This is a genomic window from Natroniella sulfidigena, assembly GCF_023223645.1.
Taxonomy (GTDB): Bacteria; Bacillota; Halanaerobiia; order Halobacteroidales; family Halobacteroidaceae; genus Natroniella; species Natroniella sulfidigena.
Window position 1 is genome coordinate 15,858 of sequence record NZ_JALKBY010000010.1, and the last position, 16,483, is coordinate 32,340.

General features: G+C 31.9%; 16 protein-coding genes. 11 read left to right on the forward strand and 5 right to left on the reverse strand.

Annotated features, from left to right (window positions below; all coding sequences use genetic code 11):
* The first annotated feature begins 169 nt into the window (after positions 1 to 169).
* The 5 genes from MWH28_RS07650 to MWH28_RS07670 all read left to right on the forward strand — a co-directional run bounded on the left by MWH28_RS07650 (position 170) and on the right by MWH28_RS07670 (position 3,921).
* Positions 170 to 967, forward strand: a complete 798-nt coding sequence (locus MWH28_RS07650; protein WP_248618722.1) for a methyltetrahydrofolate cobalamin methyltransferase — start codon at positions 170 to 172, stop codon at positions 965 to 967.
* Between the two features lie 152 nt (positions 968 to 1,119).
* Positions 1,120 to 1,425, forward strand: a complete 306-nt coding sequence (locus MWH28_RS07655; protein ID WP_248618723.1) for a nitrous oxide-stimulated promoter family protein — start codon at positions 1,120 to 1,122, stop codon at positions 1,423 to 1,425.
* A 78-nt stretch (positions 1,426 to 1,503) separates the two neighbouring features.
* Positions 1,504 to 2,529, forward strand: a complete 1,026-nt coding sequence (locus tag MWH28_RS07660) for a UDP-N-acetylmuramate dehydrogenase (protein WP_248618725.1) — start codon at positions 1,504 to 1,506, stop codon at positions 2,527 to 2,529.
* 145 nt (positions 2,530 to 2,674) lie between these two features.
* Positions 2,675 to 3,391 carry an N-acetylmuramoyl-L-alanine amidase family protein gene (locus MWH28_RS07665; RefSeq protein ID WP_248618727.1) on the forward strand — a complete coding sequence of 239 codons (717 nt, stop codon included), beginning with the start codon at positions 2,675 to 2,677 and terminating at the stop codon, positions 3,389 to 3,391.
* 56 nt (positions 3,392 to 3,447) lie between these two features.
* Positions 3,448 to 3,921, forward strand: coding sequence for a DUF3189 family protein (locus MWH28_RS07670; RefSeq protein WP_248618729.1), 474 nt, complete (start codon positions 3,448 to 3,450; stop codon positions 3,919 to 3,921).
* Between the two features lies 1 nt (position 3,922).
* On the opposite strand, the gene MWH28_RS07675 is transcribed toward MWH28_RS07670, so the two are convergent.
* Together MWH28_RS07675 and MWH28_RS07680 are read right to left on the reverse strand one after the other, a co-directional pair.
* Positions 3,923 to 4,351: an FxsA family protein gene (locus MWH28_RS07675; RefSeq protein ID WP_248618731.1), complete on the reverse strand. Its 429-nt coding sequence runs from the start codon at positions 4,349 to 4,351 to the stop codon at positions 3,923 to 3,925.
* A gap of 259 nt (positions 4,352 to 4,610) precedes the next feature.
* Positions 4,611 to 5,507, reverse strand: coding sequence for a DUF4382 domain-containing protein (locus MWH28_RS07680; protein WP_248618732.1), 897 nt, complete (start codon positions 5,505 to 5,507; stop codon positions 4,611 to 4,613).
* A gap of 397 nt (positions 5,508 to 5,904) precedes the next feature.
* On the opposite strand from MWH28_RS07680, the gene MWH28_RS07685 reads away from it, so the two are divergent.
* The 6 genes from MWH28_RS07685 (at position 5,905) to MWH28_RS07710 (ending at position 12,594) form a co-directional block, all read left to right on the forward strand.
* A complete protein-coding gene (locus MWH28_RS07685; protein ID WP_248618733.1) occupies positions 5,905 to 8,388 on the forward strand; it encodes a U32 family peptidase in 2,484 nt (827 codons plus the stop codon).
* A gap of 292 nt (positions 8,389 to 8,680) precedes the next feature.
* A complete protein-coding gene (locus tag MWH28_RS07690) occupies positions 8,681 to 9,415 on the forward strand; it encodes an N-acetylmuramoyl-L-alanine amidase family protein (protein WP_248618735.1) in 735 nt (244 codons plus the stop codon).
* A 36-nt stretch (positions 9,416 to 9,451) separates the two neighbouring features.
* Positions 9,452 to 10,507 (forward strand): divergent polysaccharide deacetylase family protein, encoded by a 1,056-nt coding sequence (locus MWH28_RS07695; protein WP_248618737.1) that lies wholly within the window; start codon positions 9,452 to 9,454, stop codon positions 10,505 to 10,507.
* A gap of 470 nt (positions 10,508 to 10,977) precedes the next feature.
* Positions 10,978 to 11,616 (forward strand): 4Fe-4S dicluster domain-containing protein, encoded by a 639-nt coding sequence (locus MWH28_RS07700; protein WP_248618739.1) that lies wholly within the window; start codon positions 10,978 to 10,980, stop codon positions 11,614 to 11,616.
* A gap of 39 nt (positions 11,617 to 11,655) precedes the next feature.
* Positions 11,656 to 11,847 (forward strand): DUF1858 domain-containing protein, encoded by a 192-nt coding sequence (locus tag MWH28_RS07705; RefSeq protein ID WP_248618741.1) that lies wholly within the window; start codon positions 11,656 to 11,658, stop codon positions 11,845 to 11,847.
* Positions 11,848 to 11,919: 72 nt separating this feature from the next.
* A complete protein-coding gene (locus MWH28_RS07710; RefSeq protein WP_248618743.1) occupies positions 11,920 to 12,594 on the forward strand; it encodes a Crp/Fnr family transcriptional regulator in 675 nt (224 codons plus the stop codon).
* A 109-nt stretch (positions 12,595 to 12,703) separates the two neighbouring features.
* Here MWH28_RS07710 and MWH28_RS07715 read toward each other — a convergent pair whose 3' ends face one another.
* The 3 genes from MWH28_RS07715 to adhE are packed head-to-tail and all read right to left on the reverse strand — an operon-like array spanning position 12,704 to position 16,106.
* Entirely contained in the window at positions 12,704 to 13,255 is a 552-nt protein-coding gene (locus tag MWH28_RS07715; RefSeq protein ID WP_248618745.1) for a hemerythrin domain-containing protein, read from the reverse strand.
* A gap of 18 nt (positions 13,256 to 13,273) precedes the next feature.
* Positions 13,274 to 13,507 (reverse strand): DUF1450 domain-containing protein, encoded by a 234-nt coding sequence (locus tag MWH28_RS07720; protein WP_248618746.1) that lies wholly within the window; start codon positions 13,505 to 13,507, stop codon positions 13,274 to 13,276.
* A gap of 19 nt (positions 13,508 to 13,526) precedes the next feature.
* On the reverse strand, positions 13,527 to 16,106 hold the full coding sequence (gene adhE / locus MWH28_RS07725; protein ID WP_248618863.1) for a bifunctional acetaldehyde-CoA/alcohol dehydrogenase: 2,580 nt from the start codon (positions 16,104 to 16,106) through the stop codon (positions 13,527 to 13,529).
* Positions 16,107 to 16,483 lie beyond the last annotated feature (377 nt).

The window sequence follows — 16,483 nt, forward strand, 5'->3', positions numbered from 1 at the left end:
AAGACTAAATATCTAAGAAGTTTAAAGTTCTAAAATTTTGAAATTAAATTGTAAACTGTAAACCGTAAACTGTCAACTACGTTGTAGTAAAAACTACAGCATAATTCTAATTGGATTTCGCTTTGAGTCTAAATGTCTATAATATAAAAAAATAAGGGGAGATAACAAAATGATAATTATTGGAGAATTAATCAATACAAGTAGAGAAGGACTAGAAGAGGCAGTAAAGAATAGAGATGTGGAATTCATTCAAGATTTAGCTAAGCAGCAAGAGGAAGCAGGGGCAGATTATATTGATGTTAACTGTGGTACTTTGCTTAAAGAGGAAGTTGAAGCTATGGAGTGGCTAGTCAAGACAGTTCAAGAGGTAGTTGATGTACCACTTTGTATTGACAGTCCAAATCCTAAAGCACTTAAGAGAGGTTTAGAGGTGCATGAAGGTAAAGCATTAGTCAATTCTATTTCTGCTGAAGAGGATAGGTTTACTGAAACTTTAGAGATACTTAAAGAGCATGATGCAAGAGTAGTGGCCTTAACAATGGATGATGAGGGAATGCCTAAAAGTGCAGAAGATAGAATTAGAGTAGGTAAAAAGTTGATTGAGGATTTAACAGCGGCAGGAATTGCTGAAGCTGATATTTTTGTTGATCCAATTATCAATCCGATTGGTACTGACCAACAGGTAGGCCAGTATATTCTAGATGCAATTGCAGAGATTGCAAATGAGTATTCAGATGTTCATATTACTTGTGGGTTGAGCAATATTTCTCATGGATTACCGCAGAGGCATTTATTAAATAGAACATTTGTAACATTAGCTATGGGTAGAGGATTAGATAGTGCTATTATAGATCCATTAGATCCAAAGATTATGGCTTTAGTAACTGCTGCTGAGACTTTATTAGGACATGATCAGTACTGTGCTAATTATATTCAAGCTTCTAAAAGTGGAAAATTAGATGTTTAAATTATATAACTTAAACTAATAAGTGAAAGATTGAAATAAAGGTAGTAGATTATCTGCTACCTTTATTGTTATTTATAATTGCAAAAAAGCTATAATTGTTTTATTCTTTAGATAGAACTTTAATTTCTTATCAGAAAAGGAGCTATTATAATATGAGTAGATTAGCCCGAGAAAAAGATACTTTAAAAAAGATGGTTAAACTATTTTGTCAAAATAATCATAGTTCACAAGAGGGGTTATGCCAGGAGTGTAATCAATTACTTAGGTATGCTATTAAGCGAGTTGACAACTGTCACTACGGTGAAGAAAAACCTGTTTGTGGAAAATGTGAGATTCATTGTTATAAATCTGAAATGAGAGAAAAAGTTATTGAAATTATGAGATATGCAGGACCTAGAATGTTATTTAAGCACCCTATATTAGCAGTCAAGCACTTGATTGATGGATTTAGGTATTAATAAATTAATAAAAGACTATTATAATTTAGCAGAATTAAATATAATAAGATTAATAGCTAATAATTAGGGGGGCAGAAGATGAATAAATCTATAGGGATTGAAAAACTTTGTCAGAAGAATGTACCATTAGCACTACACTCTTCTTATCAAATTGGAGGTAAAGCAGCTTATTTTGCTGAACCAGAAACTACAAAAGAGTTGCTTGATTTACTTAATAGTTGTAAGAAAGTTGGATTGGATTATTATCTCTTTGGCTGTGGTACTAATATTCTCTTTCCTGATCAACCTAGGGATGACAGGATATTTATTTCACTAAAGAGATATATTGAGAGTAGATTGATTAATGGCAAATTATTTCTTTCGGCTGGGATTCCTTTATCATTGATTTCATTGTTGGGGATTATAGTTGATAAATCTGATTTTCAATTTACCTATCTATTGCCTGGCTCTGTAGGAGCAGGGATTTATATTAATGCTAAATATTATGATGATCAACTTTCTGATCTAGTGGATACTATTTATTATTTTGATTTAGCTAAAGATAGATTATCCTTAGAAAAGATAGCAGTTGAAGAATGTGAATTTGATTATAAAAGTTCTATTTTTCAGGATAAGCAATGGCTGATCGTTGGTGCTGACTTTAATTTGACTGATTGTAGTCAACAAGAGCTGCAAAGAATAGATAGTTTATTAGCGAAAGTAAGAGATAAGAAATTAAACTTGTCATCATTAACAGAATTTAAATCCTTTTTTACAACAGAAATGAATAACTTGAAAGGTGAATTAGATATTGACTGTAGTTATCTACAAGAGATTGAACAATTTAGGGAAGAGAGAAATCATTTTGAATATCCTTGCTGTGGTTCAGTCTTTAAGAATAATTATTCATATGGTACTCCTACAGGAGCTTTAGTTGATCAATTAGGTTTAAAAGGAAAAAAATATGGTGGAGCAATGATTGCACCATATCATGGTAACTTTATAATCAATTATAATCAAGCCCAAACATCAGATGTTTTATATTTAATTGATTTAATTACAGATGAAATTGTTAAAAATTATGGGTTTACTCCTGAACCAGAGGTTATTATCGTTGGAAATTAAAGGTTAAGTGATGTATTAGAGTTGATTTTTGAAAATTTTAATCTTAGAAGTCAGTTGTTAAATGGTCACTTATGACCAAAATTAATAAATAAAAGATCAATAACATACTTATTAAAAACAGATCTAAACAAAAGAAAGGAGAAAGGTGATACTTTTAATTAGAAAACAGAAGCTATTTATTTTATTTGCCTGTTCTTTTATCTTAAGTGGAATTATACTCTTGACAAGAGATAAAGTAATTACTACTATACCAGCAGTTAGCTCTGATAAGCCACTATACGGAAAGAAAATTGTTATTGATCCAGGACATGGCGGGATAGATAAAGGTTCTAGCTATGAGGATATATTAGAAAAGGATTTAAATCTTAAGGTTGGTTTAGAACTGAAAAAAATATTAATTGAGCAAGGAGCAAAAGTAATTATGACTAGACAATCTGATATAGCTTTAGATGATCAAAATAGAACTTATACTAATCGACATAAACGTGATCTACAAGCACGAGTTGATATTATTAACCATAATCAACCTGATCTATTTATTAGTTTACATGTCAATTATTTTGGAAGAAAGTTTAGAATTAGAGGGCCAATTGTCTTTTATCAAGATCATAAAACTGAGAATAAAGTTTTAGCAGATAAATTACAGACAAGATTGAACTCAATTGAGTATGAAGGCGTTGAGATGCTTAATAACCCGAGTCGTAAGGGAGATTATTATATTTTAAATAATACTAAATATCCTGGTGTATTGGTTGAAATGGGCTTTATTAATAAGGAAATTGACCGTTGGCTATTGACTCATCATCAATTTCAAAAGTTATTGGCCCAACAGATTTATCGTGGAATCTTAGATTACTTATAATTTTAGGATTAGAGGATAAACTAAAAAATATTATTGGTAATCTAGGAGGAAAAATAATGGATATTATTTATCATGATGTAGGAGGTACTCATTCAGTAATAGTAGCCTCTGCAATTCATTTAAATAAATTACCCACAGATAAAAGGCCTACGAAAGAAGAAATTTTAAATTTACCTAGGTTTGATAAGGTAAACCAACAAGAACATGGACACTTACTATATCAAGGTGATGATGAGTTTGGAAATTCAGTCTATACAGTAGGGTATAAGTATTCTAGTAAAATTGCTTTACCATTGATTAAAGACACTTATAATCTGATAGGAAATGCAAATGATGATCTGTTATTAGTAGATACTAAACCAACAATTAATTATACAATGAAGATAGGTGGGTTTTTATCACGAAGTTTAGGAATAGTAGGAGTAGGAAGACCGATTGTAACTAATGGTGTTTTAAATGCCTATTCTAAAATTGTTAAGTTAGTTGTAGATGTCAAAAGAAAGTTAGAGGTAGAAACAAATCAAGGTTGATTTATTCATCTTCTATTTTGATATCTACTTCTTCTTGACTATTATTAGAAGAGAATTGAACTCTGCCAGTAGTAATTAATTTGCTTAATCTATGTTTAGTCAATATCTTTATTTTACTTCTAGTTAGTGGAATGATACAAGAAAACCCACCTAAGTCAGTCAATAAACCTGGTGTAATTAACATTGCCCCTCCAATTAGGATTAATAAGCCATCGACTAGATTATCGGTGGGCATCTTTCCTTGTTCTAAAGAAGCATTTATCTTACTAATCGTTGATGTTCCCTCTAACTTGGTTAATTTGGCCCCGATAATTCCTGTAATAGCAACTAATAAGATAGTAGAAGTTGTCCCCCACAAATGGCTTAATCTAATTAAAAGGGTTAACTCAAGTAATGGAATGACTGTAAATAATAAGATTAATTTAAGCAAGATGATCCCTCCTTAAAGAAGTATTAGTTTATTTTATTCAAGTTCATTTAAAAAGGTTTATAGTAATTTTAACCAAAATTTTTTGATGCCATGTTTACTTGTTATATGGTCACTTATGAACAGATATAAATAAAAAATAACCTAGGCTCAAATTTTTTACTGTATAAATAGATTTAAATCTATTTATACAGTAAAAAAGAGAGGATTTAACCCCTCTTCTTGATTGGTCTATATTTGAACTTAAATCAATTGTTTAGAGTTACTCGGTTTCTTCCAAAGTTAATTTTTCTTCTAATTTAGTTACTTCTTCAGCAGTAACTTCTACTTCTAGAGTTTGAGATTGATAAGTTGTACCTTCATCTTCAATATAAGCTATAATATCATAAGTACCTTCTTCTAGCCCTCGTAATCTAAAGGAGCCAACTGGTTTAATCTCACCATTTTTAGTTTCTGTTTCTTCTGTAGTGGCTACTGTAGAAATATCAGTTCCTATAGCTTCTACGATCACATCTTGATCAGTAATTGCATTTCCGTCTTCATCTGTTACTCTACCTTCTATATCACCTGAAACAACTTGATTAATAACATTAATAGCAGTAGGCTTTAATGAGAAACCTTGATTACTATTTCCTCTAGAATTTAATATTTCTCTTACATCAGCATCAAGAAGTAAACGCGTAATTGTTCCATCTTCAATAGTAAAGTTGTGATTAATTTTCAATCCAGTTTGTTCTCCACTTGGAACAAATAAACCTTCTGATTCTTGATCAAGATCTTCATTATAGACTACATTGGATTTCAGTTCTCCATCGTCAGTTAATTCATTTCCATCGGCTAAGATTAATCTGATTTGATTATAATTACCGGACTCTAACATTTTTTGTCCTAGTAATTCTTCATCAAATCTTAAATCTAATAGATTAATCCGAAATTCACCACCTTGATCATTAAAGTCATTAATAGTTTCCCAACTATGCCCATCTCTTTTAACTTGCACCTCATCTAAAGTTACATTAACCTCAGCTATTTCATTGACGGGTGCATCTGCTAAAGATAAAGCTAACTCACCGCCATTACTGCTAGAAGTACTACAACCAGCTAAAATCAAACCTAAAGCTAGAGTAATTATTAAAATTGTTATTCTTTTATCAAACATTTTATCAGCTCCTTGTAAATAATAGGGTTCATTTATTATTTTTACGTGGATTATCTTAAATTACAATAGAAAAATAATCCAATAAATTTGATTGAAATTGGAAATAATTCTTTAATTTTAGTTGAGAGTAGGATATTATATATATGTTCGAGCTTAATTGATATAAAGCTTCACTTTATATCAATAGTTTATAGTTGATAATTGATAGTGGATAGTTAAAACCATAAAACATAAAAAACACATTCTCCCTTAGTTATAAAGGCTTTAAAAGGGTTAGCTTTTAAATTTTAACTATCAATTTTAAACTATCAATTATCAATTGAAGTTACACAATATTGTAATATAATTTCAACTTTAATTGTTAATAATAAAAAAACAGAGAGGAGTTACAATCAAAATGTATAACTATACAGAAAATAAACCAGAGTTATTATCACCAGTAGGTAATCAAGAAAGTCTATTAGCAGCTATTAGTAATGGTTGTGATGCAGTGTATTTAGGAGGTAAAGCTTTTAATGCTCGCCGAAGAGCCGATAATTTTGATTTAGAGGAACTGGGAGAAGCGATTGAATATGCCCATTTAAGAGAGGTTGAGGTCTATCTGACCGTTAATACGTTATATAAGGATGATGAATTAGCAGATGTAGTTAAATTTATTAAAGAGGTTTATAAATTGGGAATAGATGCAATTATAGTTCAGGATTTGGGGTTGGCCCGGTTAGTTAATCAAGTTCTTCCTAACCTAGAGTTACATGCTAGTACTCAGTTGACAGTTCATAATTTGGAAGGAGTGAAGTACTTAGAAAGTTTAGGTTTTTCTCGAGTTGTCTTAGCTAGGGAGTTGACTTTAACTGAGATTGAGGAGATCGTTCAAAATACTGAATTAGAGATTGAGACATTTGTTCATGGAGCATTATGTGTTTCATATTCAGGTCAATGCCTGTTAAGTAGTATGATTGGAGGGCGAAGTGGTAATCGTGGTTTATGTGCTCAGCCATGTCGTTTACCTTATACTCTAGTTGACTTAGAAACTGAAGAAGTTATTAATGATGAGTTTGCTAAACAGCATCTACTCAGCCCTAAAGATATTAATACTTTAGAATTGATACCTGATTTAATTGAAGCAGGTATTTCTTCCTTTAAGATAGAAGGACGGATGAAACGTCCAGAGTATGTAGCAGTAGTAACAGAAAACTATCGTAATTACATAGATCAATATTTTAATCAGCAGGGAAATTTTGTAGTGGATAATCAAGATCAAAAAGAGGTTAAACAACTCTTTAATCGCAATGGATTTATTCCCGGTTATTACTTAGGAAAAGAGAACTTAGAGTTGATCAGTTATCAACGACCAAAAAATTGGGGAGTTAAGATTGGAGAGGTAATTGCTTATGATCAGCAGAGTATGGAATGTAGAATTAAATTGGAACGAGCTGTTAAAGAAGGGGATGGGATTGAGATTTGGACTGAAGAGGGTAGAAACCCTGGTTTAACTTTATCTGAGCCAGAAAAATTAACTGATGAATTATTGGTTGTAAAGACCAAAGGGCAGATAAAACCAGGGGATTTAGTATATCGAACTTCGCAAAAGGAATTATTAGATAGGTTACAGGAGAGTTATCAAGATTTAAATCAGCGGAAGAAGATAGAGGTCTTTGGGCATTTATCAGCTCAGTTAGATCAACCACTACAGCTTAACCTCTGGGACCAAGCAGGTCATCATGTTACTGTTAAGAGTGACTTTTATCCAGAAAGGGCTAAAAAAGAACCAGTTACAATAGAGAAGATTAAAGAACAGTTGACTAGGTTAGGTTCAACTCCTTATCAATTACTTGATTTGGGAATTGAACTCGATAAAAATATTTTTATTCCAGTATCTAAGTTAAACCAATTGCGACAACTAGCAGTGGAAAGGTTAAATGAAAAGCGATTAAAGGAATTTTTACCGACTGAGGATGACTTGGAAATTGAACTTCCTAAACTGGAGAACAAATTACCGACTAGTGATAAACCAAAATTAAGTGTTTGTTGTAATAAACGAGATCATCTAACTGAAATTGCTAGTTTATCTGAAGTAGATAGAATTTATTATGAAATTGGTAATTTAACTGATCAGGAAATTTTAACCTTAGTTGATCAAATTAAAACTGAAGTAGAAGAGTTATTTATTAAATTTCCCCGAGTTGCTCGTCAACAAGAGATGATAGAATTCAAACAAAAAGTTGAGTTATTAGAAGAAACAGCAATAGATGGTTATTTAGTTTCTCAACTAGGAATGGCAGAATTATTAACAAAGACTAACAAGAAATTAATAGCTGATTACCCACTCAATAATTTTAATAGTTATACAGTTAATCATTGGCAACAGAAAGATTATCAAACAGTAACTCTGTCACCTGAACTTAATTTGAAGGAGATAAAAGAAATAACTGCTAATAGTCAGATTGAAACTGAAGTAGTTGTCTATGGTTATTTGCCGGTCATGGTCAGTGAATATTGTCCAATTGGTGCTGTTAATAAAGGTTTTGATTCTAGGCGAGATTGTAATCAAGACTGTGTAACAAAGAGAAAATATGGTTTAATGGATCGCAAAGATTATATTTTCCCGATTACTACAGATTGTACTTGCTGTCGATCTACTATTTATAATTGTTATCCTGTTTATGTTTTAGATTACTTACCTAAAATTGTTAATACAGGATGTGAATTTTATCGTTTAGATATTAACTGGGAGGAAAAAGAAGAAGTGATCAAGATAATTAAAAACTATTATCAAAAGATTAATAATCCTGAAATGATTACTGAAGAAATGAACCTACTTAATTATAAGTTTAAGAAAGAAGGATATACTACAGGTCATTTTAACCGAGGAGTAGAATAGTTAATAGCTATTCTACTCGTATAATATTCACTTCTTATGTAGTCACTTATGAATATAAAAAATTAAAAATACCTCTCCAGTCAAGTTTTTTATTATAAAAATAGATTTAAATCTATTTTTATAATAAAAAACAAACCTTTTAGTTTGAGTTTGAAACTAAGCCAACCGTTAAAAGCATAAGGGTTTAGATTTTACTTAAACTTAAGCTTAATATCAATTATAATTTCAAACTTGCTTGAATAGCTTAGAATTAAGAATAAGAAATAGTTAAAATAAATAAGGGCGTGTAATTATGATTATGATTTTTAAAAGATGGAAGTTATATTTGACTATATTATTTATTCTTATCTTCTTCTTTTCATTACAACAATTTAAATTAGTTGAAAAAATTTTTGAAAGTGATCCACTCGCTGATAAGACTATTGTAATTGATCCAGGGCATGGGGGAATAGATGGAGGAACTAGCTACAATAACTTATTAGAAAAGGATCTTAACTTAGAAGTTGGTTTGAAATTAAGAGAGTTATTAGAAGCAAGAGATAATCTAACTGTAATTATGACTAGGAATGAAGATACTGCATTAGATCACCTTAATCAATATTCAAGAAGCAGACACCAACGTGATCTAATGGCTAGAATAGATATAGTCAATCAAGAAAAGGTTGATTTATTTATCAGCTTACATGTTGATGCTCGAACTGGTCAACCTGAAATGCAAGGGCCAACGGTTTTGTACTACCCTCGCCATAGAGAAAATCAAAAGCTAGCCGAGATATTACAGAAGTATCTTAATCAGATTGATTATCCTAATTTTAATCCTCCTTCACATCAAGCTCGCCAAAGAGATTTTTATATCCTAAAAGCTAAAAATACACCAGGAGTAATTGTTGAATTAGGATTCATTACTAATCACCTAAATAGAAAGTTATTACAACAAGATAGTTATCAACAAGCACTGGCTAAGGCAATCTATGAAGGGGTTGAAGAGTATTTTTCTAGTTTCAGCTTTTTAACGGGGAGTTTTTAACTTTAAATTAAATGGAGTTTGGAGTGTTGAGATGAAATGATCTTTATTATTAAGGGGAAATATCTAAAGTGTTTGTTAATTGTTTTAATTTTGGGGATGTTTTTTTCATTTTATAGTTATTTAACTATAACTAATGGAGAAGAAGAGGAATTATTAGTTGAGACGGTAAAAAATAATGTACCAGAAGATAAATTAATAGAAAATATAGGCTATCAAGAAGGGGTACTTTATCTTGATTTAGCAACTAAAGTTGAAGAGTTTAAAATAATAGAGCAATTTTTTCTGGTTGAATCTTTATTGACAACGTTAGCAGATCTACCACAGATAGAATATATTCAATTTTTAATTGCAGGAGAAAAGAAAAGAATTTCTCCTTATTTAAATTTAAAAAAACCGATTAAGCCACGTCACCAGCCAGCTCAGATAGCAATCGTGATTGATGATTTTGGAAATAGAGCAGAAGGAACAGAGGGAATGCTTAATCTAGAACAGAAGATAACAACTGCTATTATGCCTTTTGAAAAAAGAACCCAACAAGAGGCAAAAGAAGCGATTGCAGCTGGATTTGATGTAATTATTCATCTGCCGATGGAACCAAACAATGGAAAAAGAAGCTGGTTAGGGCCAAAGCCAATTATGACAACCTTATCCAATGAAGAGATAAAGGAAAGAATGAAGGATGCAATTGCAGATATCCCCCAAGCAATTGGTTTTAATAATCATACTGGCTCGAAGGCTACTGCTGATAAAAGGGTTGTTAAAGCAGTGCTAGAGGTTGCTAAAGAGAATGATTTAATAGCTATAGATAGTCGAACCAGTCCCGATTCAGTGATTGGGGAGCTAGGAGAGCAATTGGATGTTCCAGTATTAACAAGGGATCTCTTTCTAGATTTAGAGTCAGAGAGTAAACAGGTAGAAGAAGCAGTTTTAACTTTAGTAGGAATGGCTATTAAAGAGGGGGAAGCAATAGGAATTGGACACGTTGGCCCGCAAGGCGGAGCAAAAACTCTAGCTATATTGGAAAGATTATTACCTGAATTAGATAATAAAGGAATAGAATTTATAGGAGTTAGCGATTTAGTTGATAAATAAAATTTTTACTAACACAATTAATAACAATTACATATATTATAATGAATTTATGAAAAAGGAGGGGAATAGCATGGCCGAAAGCCAAAGAAGAAGAAGACCTGTAGTTGGTGATGAATTTGCGTTTATGCTCTTTTTGATCTTGATTTTATTAGTAGTAGGAATTTGGTAATTTATCAAAGAGGTAGTTCTCAATTAAATCTTATCACATAGGATAAAAAGGAGGAAAATAAATAGGAATTTAGTGAGAATACTCTCTCTGGCCATATTTAAGGTTAGACTTAAGTTAACTAACCCATTTTAAAAGCATAACTTCCTTGAAATAAGGGGTTGACAGTGCTCAACCCCTTATTTTTGATTTAATTTTAAAATAATAATGTGATTTTAATCATATAAGAAGGAACACTTATTCTTTATAATTAAAGAGATGATAAATACTAATAAAAGATCAAGATAATAAACGGAGGGGTAAAATGGAAGAGATGTATCAGATTAATTGTTGTCGAGGTTTAGAAGGGAATTGCTCTAATGGATTAGCTAATCTCGAAGGATTGGAAGAAAAAATTGAAGAAATGTTAGATCAACTTAATTTTACAAATAAATTAGCAGCTACAATTGTTGGCCCGCAAAGGCATCATCACCTACTTAAAATTGGAATTGCAGCCTGTCCTAATGGTTGTGCTAGACCTCAGATCAAAGATGTAGGAATTATAGCTAACAAGAAGATAAAATTTAGAGAAGGCAACTGCATTGACTGTGAAAAGTGTGTCAAGACGTGTAAAGAAGGAGCTGTTGATCTAGCTAATCAACAAATTATTTCAGAGAGGTGTCTTCAGTGTGGACAATGTGAAGCGGTCTGTCCTGTAGAAGCTTTAGAAAAAGAAAAGCAAGGTTACCAGTTATTAATTGGGGGGAAATTAGGTCGCCATCCTAGATTTGCTCAAAAGATACATTCTGATCTTATAAATGAACAAAATTTAGTATTGCTACTAGAAGATAGCTTGAAATGGTACTTAAATCAATTGGACAAGCATATGAAGTTTGGAAGTCTGTTAAGTGAAAAAGGGATGGAGCAGTTCAAAAGAGAGTTAACAAGAATAAATAATTACTAAATAAGAAATATTATAATTAATAAGGGAGGTTTATTATAGATGAAGATTAAAAAAGATGAAATCATATCTAAAGTATTGCAGAAGCATCCAGAAACAGCTGAGGTTTTTCAAGAATTTGGAATGCACTGCTTAGGATGTCCAACTGCTACAGGAGAATCTATTGAGCAAGCTGCTCAAGTTCATGGGCTTGATTTAGAAGAATTAATGTCAGCTTTAAACAAAAAGATTTAGTGATTATTAATTTAAACCCCTGAAAAGGGGTTTATTTATGTTATAATAATAAATAAAAGGGGGGATAGTTAAATGGCTGAAATCTCATTGCGAGATTATAATTACTTTTCTGAATTAACAGCTGATGAATTAGAAGAGATCCAAAACATTCTTCATATTAAAGAATATAAAGAAGGGGAAATCATCTTCTTTGAAGAAGAGCCAGGGGAGGCATTATTTTTAGTTCAAGAAGGCAGAGTAAAATTGATTAAGATGATAGAGAGTGGTGAAGAACAAATCCTTAATATTTTGAAACAAGGTAGTATGTTTGCTGAAGTTGTTTTGTTTGATGGAGGAACATATCCTGCTACTGCTATTGTCTTAGAAGATTCGATGATTGGAGTTATTAATAAAAAGGATATGATAGAGCTAATAGAAAGAATCCCCGATATTGCTTTAAAGATATTGAAGGTGATGAGTAAAAGATTAAGAAGAGCTCAAAAAATGGTTCAAAATCTAGGCTTAAGAGATACTACCAGTCGAACAGCTAGTATTTTAGTTTACTTAGTAAAAGAACATGGAATTACTGATCAGGATCAATTAGAAATAAATTTATCTTTAACTCAACAAGAATTGGCTAGTATGATTGGAACCTCACGTGAGACAGTATCTAGAGTTTTGAATAAATTTAAGACAGAAGAGTTAATTGATACTTCAAGACAGAAGATAATTATTACAGATTTAGAAGGCTTAAAAGAGTTTATTTAAGAATAATATAGTCTAAGGTTAAGTCTAAGGTTAAGTAAACAATTTAAAGACCAAAGACCTTAAAAACAAATAATTATCCATAATATGAAAGACTTAAAAGGTTAACCTTTTAAGTCTTTTTTTCTAATTTATCAATCAAGTCAAGATATTTTTGTTGTAAATTTTTGTCTTGAGCACTCTGTTCAACTACTTCACATTCTCTCTCAACTTTTTCAAGAATTTCTTGAGGAAGATTGTTCTCTGCAAATTTATAAATGGCGTTATCTTCCTTATCTATGTGGCGATAAAGCAGATCAGTATAAGCAATTGCATTGGCAATAATGTCAACTTTAGCATCATTGTTGCCTTCTTTTACAGCAGTTAGGGCTTGTTCTAAGTTGCTAATAAAGAGTCTGCCTAAGTCATGTTCAGAAAACATTCCCCTAATTGGTTCAGTAATTAGATCTTGATCTAATTTTTGTTTCATTCTTTCAAATAGGATTTCTTCTTCTTTATTATGATGATGTTGATCGGCATAATTTCTAACAAAATCTATAGCATCATAAAAACTTTGATAGTCTACTAGATCTTGATTTAAAATTTTCAAGCATAATTTTCTAATAACTTTTAAAACACGTTTGATATTGTTGTGTTCTTCAATTAATAAATCTATTGAACTCATAATTTCATTTCCTCCTGTTTAGACAGTAGTAGGCTCTAATTCCTTAAGCAGTTTTTGATGGAGTTCATCAGTGCTTGTAGCTTGGATTAGATCACCATCGACTAAAGCAAAAGGGCCAACGGCACAATCAGCACAAAGGCCTAAACAAGCCTTGACCTCTAGTTGAATATCTTCTACTTCACGCTGAATCTTCTCAGCTATTTGACCACTACCAGTTGACAAATTATTTTCACAAAATTGAACTTTCTTCATTATCTCACTCCTTTTTAATTTAGTCTAACCCTTGATAGGCTTGTTTATAAATCTTTATCAACTCCGAAATCAAAGGTCGTCTTGGATTAGCAACTGTTGATTGATCGCTATAGGCAAAGGTTGCCATATCCTCTAATTCCGCTTTAAACTCTTCTTCTTTAATACCTGCTTCTGCTAAGTTTAAAGGTACATTTAGCTCCTTCATTAAACCTTTAATAGCAGAAATTAAACTTTCAATTTCATCTCCTGTAGTATCTAGTCCTAACCAGTTAGCAATTTCCTTATATTTTTTATTAGCTTGAGGATAAGAATAATTAGGATAATGAGCTATTTTAGTTGGCATCTTTGAATTATATCTAATAACATGGGGTAATAAGATAGCATTTGCTAAACCATGAGGGATTCCAAATCTACCTCCTAAGATATGGGCCAAACTATGATTGATCCCCAAAAATGCATTAGTAAAGACAATTCCTGCTATACATGATGCATTATGCATCTTCTCTCTAGCTAAGCGATTATGTTGGCCCTTTTGATAAGCTTGAGGTAGATAATCAAAGACTAATTTAATTGCCTTTAGTGCTAATGGATCTGTATAATCAGAAGCTAAAATAGAGACATAACCTTCAATGGCATGGGTTAAGACATCTAATCCAGTATGAGCAGTTACTTGAGGGGGTAAAGTCATAGTCAATTCAGAATCAATAATTGCGATGTCTGGTGTCAACTCATAAGAAACCAAGGGGTATTTAATATTATTCTCTTTATCAGTAATTACAGTAAATGAGGTTACTTCAGATCCTGAACCACTTGTAGTTGGGATTGCGACTAACTTAGCTTGCTGTCCTAATTTAGGGAATTGATAGGTTCGTTTTTTAATATCAGCAAAGCGTAATTTTAAATCTTCAAAATCGAGCTCAGGATTTTCATAAAAGAGCCAAATGCCTTTAGCTGCATCCATAGGAGATCCTCCGCCAAGGGCAATGATTAAATCAGCCTCAAAATTCTTAACAAATTCTGTCCCTGTTAAGACGGTTTTTACAGAAGGATCAGGCTCAACGCCACTAAAGATTTTATAATCTATGCCAGCTTCTTTTAGGTGCTTAGTTACCTTCTTAACATATCCTAAATCCTTCATCACTTGGTCAGTAATAATTACAGCTTTATTTCCTTCTAAATTACGCAGTTGAAATAAAGAATTTGGTTCGAAGTAGATTTCTGAAGGGATCTTAATCCATTTACGTTCCCTTTTTCTATCTGTAATCCGTTTAATATTATATAAATGCTCTACACTGACATTATCTGTAGTTGAATTTCCACCATAAGTACCACAGCCTAAGGTTAGAGATGGTGTTAAATGATTATAAAGATCTCCAATTGCTCCAAAAGTGGTAGGGGTGTTGATCAATAATCTACCGACTTGTAATTGCTTACTAAACTGATCGATTATTTGTTGATCAGTAGAATGAATAGCTGCAGTATGACCTAAGCCTTCAAATTCAGTAACTGCAATTGCCTGCTTGATTCCTTCTTGATAATCTTTGACCTGCATTAAGCCAAGAATAGGGCTTAACTTTTCACGGGAGAGAGGATAATTAGGGCCAATACCTTCTAGTGGTGCTACTAGCAAACTTGTATTAGAAGGGACTTCAATTTCTGCCATTTGAGCAATATCCGTAGCACTTTTTCCAACCGTAGCTGGATTCATAGCATGGGTTTTAGGATCAATAGCTACTTGTTCTAATTTCTTACTTTCTTTAGGACTTAAAATATAAGCATGGTATTTTGTCAATAACTGTTTAGTCTCTTCCATTATTTTTTGATCCACAAGTAAGGTCTGCTCAGAAGCACAAACAGTCCCATGGTCAAAGGTCTTGCTCATTACAATATCATTAATCGCTTGTTTTAAATCACAACTTTCTTCTAGATAAGCAGGAACATTACCCGGGCCAACACCAATGGCAGGAGTACCAGAACTATAAGCTGCTTTGACCATCTTAGTTCCACCTGTAGCTAAGACTAGACTTACGTCACTGTGGTTCATTAAGCTATTAGCTGCTTCAATTGAAGGAGGATCGATCCATTGAATACAACCTTTTGGAGCCCCAGCGTTGAGTGCAGCTTGTTCTAAAATCTTTGCAGCTTTTACACAGCAGGTTTGAGCTTTAGGATGAAAACTGAAGATAATAGGATTTCCTGCTTTAAGGGAAATTAATATTTTATACATTGTTGTTGAAGTAGGGTTGGTCATTGGAACAAGTGCAGCAATAATTCCTACTGGTTCAGCCACTTCAATTAAATTTTCTTCTGGAATTTCTTTAATTACTCCTACAGTTTTTTTATCTTTGATATCATTATAAATATTTTCGATTGCATATATATTCTTCACAATTTTATCTTCATAAAGTCCCATAGCCGTATCTTTAACAGATAATTTAGCTAGATTCATATGATTTTCAAGGCCTGCTAGAGCCATTTGACGAACTATTTGATCAATTTCAGTTTGATTTAACTGTGCTAATTGAGCTTCTGCTTCTTTAGCTGTATCAATTAGATTGATAATCTTTTCTTCAACTTGTGATTTATCTGTGATTTTGATCTCCCCCTGACATTAACCTTTAGATTTAGTATCGAAAAGTAAGGGTTAGATTATTCTTGGTAAGTTTTGATATATAGCTTAACTTTTAAAATTACAATCTTAAAACATAAAACCTAAAATCAATTTCGAGGTGGCTAAAAACCAGCCTTTCCTCGACTAACTTTTTTTACTGTAAAAAAAGTCAGGAAAAAAAGCTAAAAAACCAAAGGAAAATTAAACTCGCTACCCGAGCTAACTCTTTACTTCAAGCTAATCTTACTACCTAATATTTGAAATTAATTACTATTAAGTAAATTAATTGCATAATCTATGCTCAGCTCAAACAAAATTTTCCTGAAACCTAATTAGAACCCTAAAGATCAAAATCAATCTAACCT

What these genes read in the sequence shown, in the direction of transcription:
- MWH28_RS07660 (WP_248618725.1), top strand. Translation starts at nt 1,504, where the DNA reads ATGAATAAATCTATAGGGATTGAAAAACTTTGTCAGAAGAATGTACCA.
- MWH28_RS07715 (WP_248618745.1), bottom strand. Translation starts at nt 13,255, where the DNA reads ATGAGTTCAATAGATTTATTAATTGAAGAACACAACAATATCAAACGT.
- MWH28_RS07685 (WP_248618733.1), top strand. Translation starts at nt 5,905, where the DNA reads ATGTATAACTATACAGAAAATAAACCAGAGTTATTATCACCAGTAGGT.
- MWH28_RS07650 (WP_248618722.1), top strand. Translation starts at nt 170, where the DNA reads ATGATAATTATTGGAGAATTAATCAATACAAGTAGAGAAGGACTAGAA.
- MWH28_RS07670 (WP_248618729.1), top strand. Translation starts at nt 3,448, where the DNA reads ATGGATATTATTTATCATGATGTAGGAGGTACTCATTCAGTAATAGTA.
- MWH28_RS07710 (WP_248618743.1), top strand. Translation starts at nt 11,920, where the DNA reads ATGGCTGAAATCTCATTGCGAGATTATAATTACTTTTCTGAATTAACA.
- MWH28_RS07720 (WP_248618746.1), bottom strand. Translation starts at nt 13,507, where the DNA reads ATGAAGAAAGTTCAATTTTGTGAAAATAATTTGTCAACTGGTAGTGGT.
- MWH28_RS07705 (WP_248618741.1), top strand. Translation starts at nt 11,656, where the DNA reads ATGAAGATTAAAAAAGATGAAATCATATCTAAAGTATTGCAGAAGCAT.
- MWH28_RS07655 (WP_248618723.1), top strand. Translation starts at nt 1,120, where the DNA reads ATGAGTAGATTAGCCCGAGAAAAAGATACTTTAAAAAAGATGGTTAAA.
- MWH28_RS07680 (WP_248618732.1), bottom strand. Translation starts at nt 5,507, where the DNA reads ATGTTTGATAAAAGAATAACAATTTTAATAATTACTCTAGCTTTAGGT.
- MWH28_RS07700 (WP_248618739.1), top strand. Translation starts at nt 10,978, where the DNA reads ATGGAAGAGATGTATCAGATTAATTGTTGTCGAGGTTTAGAAGGGAAT.
- MWH28_RS07695 (WP_248618737.1), top strand. Translation starts at nt 9,452, where the DNA reads ATGATCTTTATTATTAAGGGGAAATATCTAAAGTGTTTGTTAATTGTT.
- MWH28_RS07690 (WP_248618735.1), top strand. Translation starts at nt 8,681, where the DNA reads ATGATTATGATTTTTAAAAGATGGAAGTTATATTTGACTATATTATTT.